The organism is Nocardioides pyridinolyticus (assembly GCF_054653575.1).
The window spans coordinates 21,041-27,285 of record NZ_BAAIFY010000035.1; the positions used below are offsets into that span (position 1 = coordinate 21,041).

Below are 6,245 nucleotides of genomic sequence, written 5' to 3' on the forward strand. Positions count from 1 at the left end.
GCGGGTCAGCTGTAGACGACGGCCTCGTCGAGGCTGTCGACGATGCGCAGGACCCGGTGCATCGAGGTCGCCGTGAACACGGTGAGCACCGGCCGGCTCGTGCACACGATGGTCAGCGAGCCCTGGAGGACCCGGGCGCGCTTGTGGGCGCCGATGAGCGCCCCGAGGCCGAGCGAGTCCATGAACGTCACCTCGTCGAGGACCACGACGAGCTCGGAGGCGCCGTCGACCTGGACCTCCTGGAGGCGGGTGCGGAGGGCGCCGACGGTCGCGGCGTCGAGCTCGCCGGCGCACCGGACGACGACGGCGTCGCCATGGCGCTCCTCCGTGAGCGTGAGTGGCTCGTCCTGGGTCACGCGGTGGTTGTACCCCGGTCGGCGTGGCTTCAAAGCAGGCCGGCCGGTCGTCTCGCTCCACCACCATCATCGGATCCGCTGGCGCGTCCGGCGATAACCTGCCGGGGTGTCAGTGAGAGCAGTGCGAGGAGCGACCCAGCTCGACGAGGACGTCCGCGACCACCTGCTGGAACGGGTGGCCGAGATGGTCACCGACGTCATGGAGTCCAACGGCCTGGAGGTCGACGACTTCATCTCGGTGATCTTCACCGCGACGTCGGACCTGCACTCGGAGTTCCCCGCGTATGCCGCCCGGCGGCTGGGCTTCGGCGACGTCCCGCTGATCTGCGCGCGCGAGCTGGAGATCGAGGGCTCGATGCCGCGGGTGGTGCGGATGATGGCGCACGTCGAGACCGACCTTCCGCGCTCCGACATCACGCACGTCTACCTCCACGGTGCCGCCGCCCTGCGCCGCGACCTCACCCGGGTCCGCGCGGTGCCCGACGATGAGTGACCCCGACGATGAGTGACGCTGTGTCGATGCTGACCGGACCGGTCGAGGTCGTCGGCACCGGGCTGCTCGGGACGTCGATCGCGCTCGCCTGTCGACGGGCCGGGCTCGAGGTGCTGCTCAGCGACACCTCGCCCGAGCACGTGCGCACCGCGTCCGCGCTCGGCGCCGGCCGGCCACGCGAGGACGGCGACCGTCCGCAGCTGGTCGTCGTCGCGGTGCCACCGGACCACCTCGGCTCCGAGATCGTCCGCGCCCTGGAGCGGACCGACGCCGTCGTCACCGACGTCGGCAGCGTGAAGACCGGTCCGCTGACGGCGGTCACCGGCCGTCCCGGCGCGGAGCGGTACGTCGGCGGCCACCCGATGGCGGGCAGCGAGCGCTCGGGTCCCCTGGCGGCCAACGCGGCGCTGTTCGACGGCCGTCCCTGGGCGATCACGCCGCACGAGGGCTCCGACCCGGCCGGCGTCGCGGTCGTGGAGGCCCTGGTGGCCGTCTGCGGCGGCGTACCCGTCGTCCTCTCGCCCGAGGAGCACGACCGCGCGGTCGCGCGCACGTCGCACGTGCCGCACCTGCTCGCCTCGCTCGTCGCCGCCCGGCTCGCCGAGGCGCCCGCCGGGCACCTGGCGCTGACCGGCCAGGGTGTCCGCGACGTCACCCGCGTGGCCGCGGGCGACCCGGCCCTCTACGGCCAGATCGTCACCGCGAACGCCGCGGCGGTGCTCGGGCTGCTCGGCGAGGTCCGCGGCCAGCTCGACGTCCTCATCGACGCGGTCGCCAACGCCGACCGCGGTGGCCTCGAGGCCGTGCTGCGCGCGGGGGTGGCCGGCACCCAGGCCATCCCGGGCAAGCACGGCGGCCCCTCGCGGCCGACCTCGTCGGTCTTCGTCTCGGTGCCCGACGAGCCCGGCGTGCTGGCGCGGCTCTTCCAGGCCGCGGGGGAGGCGGGGGTCAACATCGAGGACGTGCACATCGACCACGACCTCGGGCGCGAGGTCGGCCTGGTCGAGCTGGTGGTGGAGGAGTCCCATGCGGACCACCTCGACGCCTCGCTCGAATCCCGGGGATGGGTGACTCACCGGTAGGCTTGCCGCCCGTGAGCAGCCCCCTCGTCGTCGCGGTCGACGGCACCTCCGGTTCCGGGAAGTCCAGCACCTCCCGGGGCGTCGCGGACCGTCTCGGGCTGCGCTACCTCGACACCGGCGCGATGTTCCGCGCGATGACCTGGTGGATGCTGCGCCACGGCGTGGACGTCCACGACGCCTCGGCCGTGGCCGCGCGCTGCGCCGAGCCCGACATCGTGTCCGGCACCGACCCGCTCGCGCCGACGATCGGCGTGGACGGGACCGACGTCGCGGTCGCGATCCGCCAGGACGACGTGACCGCCGCCGTGTCACCGGTGAGCACCGTCCCCGAGGTGCGTGCCCGGCTGCTCGAGCTCCAGCGCGAGGTGATCGCCACCGAGTCCGGCCGGGCCGGCGGGATCGTCGTCGAGGGCCGCGACATCGGCTCGGTCGTCGTCCCCGACGCGCCGGTGAAGGTCTACCTCAGCGCCGACCCGGAGGCCCGCGCGGCGCGCCGGACCGCCGAGCTGGGCGGGGGAGACGTCACGGCCACCCAGGAGTCGCTGCTGGCACGCGACCGGATCGACTCGAGCCGGGCCACCGCGCCGCTCACGATGGCCGACGGCGCCGTCCACATCGACACCACCGGCTACACGCTCGACGAGGTCATCGGCCTGGTCGTCGCACTCGCCGAGGACGCGAAGGCCCGGACGTGAGGCGGTCGGTCGCCCACCTGGACCCGCCGCGGAGCGACCGGGTCCAGGCAGCGCCGCGCTACCTGCTGCACTCCCCGCTGCGGCCGCTCGCCCGCTGGGTGATCCGCCGGCGCTACACGGTGCGCGTCAGCGATCCGGGCAACGTCCCGGCGTCGGGCCCGATCATCTACGCGTCGAACCACGTCGGTGTGATCGACGGCCCGCTGCTGGCGATCTTCGCGCCGCGTCCGGCGCACGCGCTGACCAAGGTCGAGATGTTCCGGGGCTTCCTGGGCCGCTTCCTGTGGCACTCGGGCCAGATCCCGCTGGACCGCTTCCACACCGACCCGCGCGCGGTGAAGACCTGCCTGCGCGCGCTGCGTGACGGCCGGGCGATCGGCATCTACCCCGAGGGGAGCCGCGGTCCGGGCGACCTGGAGCGGTTCCACCGCGGTGCGGCGTACCTCGCGCTGGTCTCCGGCGCACCCGTCATCCCGGTGACCATGCTGGGCTCGCGGGAGCCGGGCGGCACCAGTGGCTCGCTGCCCGGCAAGGGCGCGACCATCGACATGGTCTTCGGCGAGGGGTACCGGGTCGAGCCGGCGCCGTGGCCCCGCACCCGGGAACAAGTCGAGAAGGCCTCGTTGTTGTTGCGGGAGCACATGCTGGTCCAGCTGGACCGGGCGCGCGCGTCGACCGGGAGAGAGCTCCCGGGTCCGCTGCCGCCGACCGACGTAGATCCGGACCCCGCCACCGGGGTCACCGACCAAGGAGCACCATGACCGAGCACGAGCCTGCCGCCACCGAGGCGCTCGGCCCCCTGCCGATCCTCGCCGTCGTCGGACGGCCGAACGTCGGCAAGTCCACCCTCGTGAACCGCATCATCGGCCGCCGCGAGGCCGTCGTCGAGGACGTGCCCGGCGTGACCCGGGACCGCGTCTCGTACGACGCCAACTGGGCCGGTCGCGCCTTCACCGTCGTCGACACCGGCGGCTGGGACCCCGACGCCCGCGGGCTCGCCGAGCGGATCGCGGCCCAGGCCGAGGTCGCGGTCGGCCTGGCCGACGCGGTGCTCTTCGTGGTCGACGCGACCGTCGGCATCACCGACGCCGACGAGGCGGTCGTGCGGATCCTGCGCAAGTCCGGCAAGCCGGTCGTGCTGGCCGCCAACAAGGTCGACGACCAGCGCACCGAGGCCGAGGCGTTCGGCCTGTGGAACCTCGGCCTCGGCGAGCCGTTCCCGGTCTCCGGCCTCCACGGGCGGGGCTCGGGCGACATGCTCGACGCCGTACTCGCCGCGCTGCCCGAGCCGCCGCCCGAGCGCGAGCCCGAGGTCGGCGGTCCGCGCCGGATCGCGATCGTCGGCAAGCCGAACGTCGGCAAGTCCTCGCTGCTCAACAAGCTGGCCGGTGAGGACCGCGTCGTCGTCGACAACGTGGCCGGCACGACGGTCGACCCGGTCGACGAGCTGATCGAGCTCGGCGGCCGGACCTGGCGCTTCATCGACACCGCAGGCATCCGCAAGCGGGTCAAGACGGCGTCCGGCCACGAGTACTACGCCTCGCTGCGCACCTCGACCGCGATCGACCGCGCCGAGGTCGCGGTCCTGGTCGTCGACGCCGACCAGTCGATCTCCGAGCAGGACGTCCGGATCATCCAGACCGTCCGCGAGGCGGGCCGCGCGCTGGTGATCGCGTTCAACAAGTGGGACCTCGTCGACGAGGAGCGTCGCTACTACCTCGAGCGCGAGATCGAGCGCGAGCTCGTGCAGGTGCAGTGGGCGCCGAGGATCAACATCACCGCGCGCACCGGCTGGCACGTCGACCGACTGGTGCCGGCGCTCGACAAGGCGCTCGAGGGCTGGGAGACCCGGATCTCGACCGGCGCGCTCAACGGCTTCCTCGGGCGGCTGGTCGCCGAGCACCCGCACCCGGTGCGCGGTGGCAAGCAGCCGAAGATCCTCTTCGGCACCCAGGCCACCACCGCGCCCCCGACGTTCATCCTGTTCACCAGCGGCAAGCTCGACGCGTCGTACGAGCGCTTCATCGAGCGCCGGCTGCGCGAGGAGTTCGGCTTCGTCGGCACGCCGATCGTGCTCCAGCAGCGGCCGCGGGAGAAGCGCAAGCGGTGATCCCGACCGTCGGTCGAGGCGGAGCAGATCCGAGCGTCGGCGTTCGTCGCGGTCCATACGTCCGGGCTCCAGGTGTCTCCGAGCTTCGGTGAAGGCTGCGACTGATTCGCATTGAGGTCGGGAACTGGCCGCTGGCGGTCCTAGCGTCGCCTCATGACCAACACCGAGCGCGACGACCTGCTCGACGTCCTCCACAAGCACCGGGAGCTGTTCCGGTTCACCGTCCGGGGACTCACCGACGACGTGGCCCGCACCACCCCGACCGTGAGCGCGCTGTCGCTCGGCGGCCTGGTCAAGCACGTGACCGCGGCCGAGCGGCGCTGGGCCGACTTCATCGTCCACGGTCCGGCCGACCAGCCGGCCGTCGACTGGGAGAACATCGACTGGAGCGACCCGCCGCCCCCGATCCTGGAGTGGCAGAACGGCTTCCGCATGCTCGAGGACGAGACGCTCGCCGGCCTGCTCGAGGCGTACGACGCCGTCGCCGCCGCCACCGACGAACTGGTGCGCACCGTCGACCTCGACTCGCGACACCCGCTGCCCGAGGCGCCGTGGAACGAGCCGGGCGCGACCTGGTCGGCCCGCCGGGCGATCATCCACATCGCGCTCGAGACCGCGCAGCACGCCGGCCACGCCGACATCATCCGCGAGACCATCGACGGCCAGAAGTCGATGGGCTGAGCGACCCGATTCCGTGAGGGCCGCCCGGCTGCGGTAGTGTTCACGCGGCCCCGATGAGGGGCTGTTCGGGCTGTGGCGCAGCTTGGTAGCGCACTTGACTGGGGGTCAAGGGGTCGCAGGTTCAAATCCTGTCAGCCCGACAATTGGAACCGGCTCTGACCAGCGGAAACGCTGGGTCAGAGCCGGTTCAGCACTTGAACCCGAACGGCCTATTCCCCACTTATTCCCCAAGTATTCGGGTCATCGCCCGCCTCGGGGCCGGCCAACTCGTCCAGAACGTGCGCGACGTCGGCAGCGATCGCGGGCTTGGAGATGTAGAACTCGCGGGTGATGGCGGGGGAGGAGTGGCCGAGCTGCTGGGACGCGGTCTCGGCGTTGACGCGCTCGGAGATCAGCGTCGCCACCGTCTTGCGGAACGTGTGGGGCGTGACCCAGTCGAGGCCGGTGTCCTGACGGATCTGGCGCCAACGACGCTCCACGTTGTTCACTTGCTGCCACGTGCCGTTGCGCGTGGGGAATACCGCGTCGTTTGGGGCCTCCCGAACTGCGGCAGAGCGGCGCCTGAGCACCGCGATGGCAAAGTCCGGCAGCACGACCGTCCGCACGCTGGCGTCCGACTTCGGGCTTGGCTTTCGGTAGGTGCCCTTGCCCGGCTCGGTCTTGATCGTCCCGTTGATGGTGAGGTTCGGTCGCGTGGCATCGAGCGCCACATCGCTCCAACGCAGGGCGAGAATCTCCCCGATGCGCGCGCCAGTAGCAAGCATCAGGTCAATGATGTCGGCCATGTCACTGGACGCCTTGGGCCCAGGACGCTGCTTTGTCGTCCTG

General features: G+C 72.1%; 8 protein-coding genes and 1 tRNA gene. 7 read left to right on the plus strand and 2 right to left on the minus strand.

Features of this window, described 5'->3' with window-relative positions; translation table 11 throughout:
- Window positions 1-5: 5 nt before the first annotated feature.
- Window positions 6-356, minus strand: coding sequence for an STAS domain-containing protein (locus ACYQ0U_RS20890; RefSeq protein WP_459975813.1), 351 nt, complete (start codon window positions 354-356; stop codon window positions 6-8).
- Between the two features lie 106 nt (window positions 357-462).
- On the opposite strand from ACYQ0U_RS20890, the gene aroH reads away from it, so the two are divergent.
- From aroH to ACYQ0U_RS20925, 7 genes are all read left to right on the plus strand, one after another.
- Window positions 463-849 carry a chorismate mutase gene (gene aroH / locus ACYQ0U_RS20895; RefSeq protein ID WP_459975814.1) on the plus strand — a complete coding sequence of 129 codons (387 nt, stop codon included), beginning with the start codon at window positions 463-465 and terminating at the stop codon, window positions 847-849.
- 8 nt (window positions 850-857) lie between these two features.
- Window positions 858-1,931 (plus strand): prephenate dehydrogenase, encoded by a 1,074-nt coding sequence (locus tag ACYQ0U_RS20900; protein ID WP_459975815.1) that lies wholly within the window; start codon window positions 858-860, stop codon window positions 1,929-1,931.
- An 11-nt stretch (window positions 1,932-1,942) separates the two neighbouring features.
- The gene (gene cmk / locus ACYQ0U_RS20905) at window positions 1,943-2,626 is read left to right on the plus strand and encodes a (d)CMP kinase (protein ID WP_459975816.1); all 684 of its coding nucleotides are present in this window, start codon (window positions 1,943-1,945) and stop codon (window positions 2,624-2,626) included.
- Entirely contained in the window at window positions 2,623-3,387 is a 765-nt protein-coding gene (locus ACYQ0U_RS20910) for a lysophospholipid acyltransferase family protein (protein ID WP_459975817.1), read from the plus strand. The genes cmk and ACYQ0U_RS20910 overlap by 4 nt, the downstream gene beginning before the upstream one ends.
- A complete protein-coding gene (gene der / locus ACYQ0U_RS20915; protein ID WP_459975818.1) occupies window positions 3,384-4,736 on the plus strand; it encodes a ribosome biogenesis GTPase Der in 1,353 nt (450 codons plus the stop codon). The genes ACYQ0U_RS20910 and der overlap by 4 nt, the downstream gene beginning before the upstream one ends.
- Before the next feature lie 153 nt (window positions 4,737-4,889).
- Complete coding sequence (locus ACYQ0U_RS20920; RefSeq protein WP_459975819.1) at window positions 4,890-5,417, plus strand: DinB family protein; 528 nt, start codon at window positions 4,890-4,892, stop codon at window positions 5,415-5,417.
- 66 nt (window positions 5,418-5,483) lie between these two features.
- A tRNA-Pro gene (locus ACYQ0U_RS20925) sits at window positions 5,484-5,557 on the plus strand.
- Between the two features lie 69 nt (window positions 5,558-5,626).
- On the opposite strand, the gene ACYQ0U_RS20930 is transcribed toward ACYQ0U_RS20925, so the two are convergent.
- Window positions 5,627-6,245, minus strand: a 619-nt coding sequence (locus tag ACYQ0U_RS20930) for a site-specific integrase (protein ID WP_459975820.1), incomplete at its 5' end; no start/stop codon positions are given.